This window comes from Sphingomonas sp., assembly GCF_036677245.1.
Classification (GTDB): Bacteria; Pseudomonadota; Alphaproteobacteria; order Sphingomonadales; family Sphingomonadaceae; genus Allosphingosinicella.
Map to the genome: position 1 here is coordinate 1 of NZ_JAKFCG010000096.1, position 1823 is coordinate 1823.

Consider the following 1823-nt stretch of genomic DNA (forward strand, 5'->3'; position numbering starts at 1 on the left):
AACGCGCAAGATCCGAGCGGCGCCGTGATCTCGACCATCCCCGCCGCCCGCGAACTGCTGCAGGGCGCCTTCGAGACGCAGCCGAACATCGAGAACCCTCCGCTCGCGCTCGGATCGAACGGTTTCGTGTTCTATGAGGTCAAGAGCGTCACGCCGGCTCGCGACCGGACGCTGGACGAGGTCAAGGACAAGGTGGTTGCGGACTGGATCACCGAGGAAACCGACCGACTGTTCTCCACCAAGGCCGCGGAACTCGAGAAGCGAGTCAAGGACAGCAACTCGCTCGACCAGGTTGCGAGCGAACTTGGCTTGGAAAAGCAGGTCAAGCGGGGCTTGAAGCGCGGGGCGGAGGACGTCGATCTCGGTCCGGACGGCGCTGCCGCCGTCTTTGCCGTGCCGCAGGGCGGCGCCGGCGTCATGGCGCCTGCCGACGGCAACACGAAGTTCCTCTTCCGCGTGACCGAGGTGTTCGAGCCGGCGGGCGCGGGTGCCGACGCCGTTTCGGCCGAGAACCGGCAGGCCTATGCTTCCGGCATGGCCGACGACCTCCTCGACCAGCTTGTTACACGCCTCCAGGGCGAATTCGGCGTCACCACCAACCCCGCCGCGATCCAGCAGGCGCTTAGCTTCTGACGGGATCGCCATGGCCGACTTCAAATCCTTCATCGCCAAGGTCGCCGCCGGCAAGGCGCTGACCTTCGAGGAGGCGCGCGAGGCCTTCGACATCGTGATGTCCGGCGAGGCGACGCCGTCGCAGATCGGCGGCTTCCTCATGGCATTGAGAGTGCGTGGCGAGACGGTGCCGGAGATCATGGGCGCGATCGCGACCATGCGCGACAAGATGCTGCGCGTGGACGCTCCGGCCAAGGCGATCGACATTGTCGGCACGGGAGGCGACGGCCAGCACAGCCTCAACATCTCGACCGGCTCGGCCTTCGTCATCGCCGGCAGCGGCGTGCCGGTGGCAAAGCACGGCAACCGCAATCTCTCCTCGCAGTCGGGTGCTGCCGATGTGCTGATGGCGCTCGGCATCCGGATCGACCTGGCGCCGGACGCGATCTCGCGCTGTATCTCCGAGGCCGGCATCGGCTTCATGTTCGCGCCGGCCCATCATCCGGCGATGAAGTATGTCGGGCCCTCGCGGGTCGAGCTCGGCACGCGGACGATCTTCAACATCCTCGGGCCGCTCTCCAATCCGGGCGGCGTGACGCGCCAGCTGGTCGGCGTCTTCGCGTCCGAATGGGTGAGGCCAATTGCCGACGCGTTGAGGGAGCTCGGCGCTGAGAGCGTTTGGGTGGTCCATGGCGACGGCTACGACGAGATCACCACGACCGGCGAGACGCATGTGGCGGAGCTTGCGGACGGAACGATCCGGGAGTTCACGATCACGCCGGCGCAGTACGGGCTCGATTGGCACACGCAGGCAGAGCTCAAGGGCGGCGACAGCTCGTTCAACGCCAAGGCTCTCCGCGATATGCTGTCGGGTGTTCCCGGTGCCTACCGCGACACGGTGCTGATGAACGCCGGCGCTGGGCTTATCGTCGCCGGCATCGCGGCGGACCTGAAAGAGGGTATCGCGCTTGCCGCGCAGTCGATCGACAGCGGCAAGGCTCTGGCGCGGCTGGAGAAACTGGTCCAGGTGTCGAACGCATGACCGATATCCTGCGCAAGATCGAAGCCTACAAGCGCGATGAGATCGCCGCAGCCAAGTCGCGCGTGCCGCTGGCTGATCTCAAGGCGCGCATTGCCGACGGAGATCAGCCGCGCGGCTTCCTGAGCGCTCTTCGCGCCAAACGGGCGGCCGGCCAGTTCGCGCTGATCGC

At 66.6% G+C, this 1823-nt stretch carries 2 protein-coding genes; both read left to right on the plus strand.

Annotated elements, in window-relative coordinates:
• On the plus strand, positions 1 to 633 hold a 633-nt coding region (locus tag V6M48_RS11085; RefSeq protein ID WP_332812605.1), incomplete at its 5' end, for a hypothetical protein.
• Positions 634 to 643: 10 nt separating this feature from the next.
• Positions 644 to 1654: an anthranilate phosphoribosyltransferase gene (trpD, locus tag V6M48_RS11090; protein WP_332812606.1), complete on the plus strand. Its 1011-nt coding sequence runs from the start codon at positions 644 to 646 to the stop codon at positions 1652 to 1654.
• The last annotated feature ends 169 nt before the right edge of the window (positions 1655 to 1823 follow it).

Bases quoted from the DNA above. Each gene is read 5' to 3' on its own strand.
- trpD (WP_332812606.1), top strand. From the start codon at position 644: ATGGCCGACTTCAAATCCTTCATCGCCAAGGTCGCCGCCGGCAAGGCG.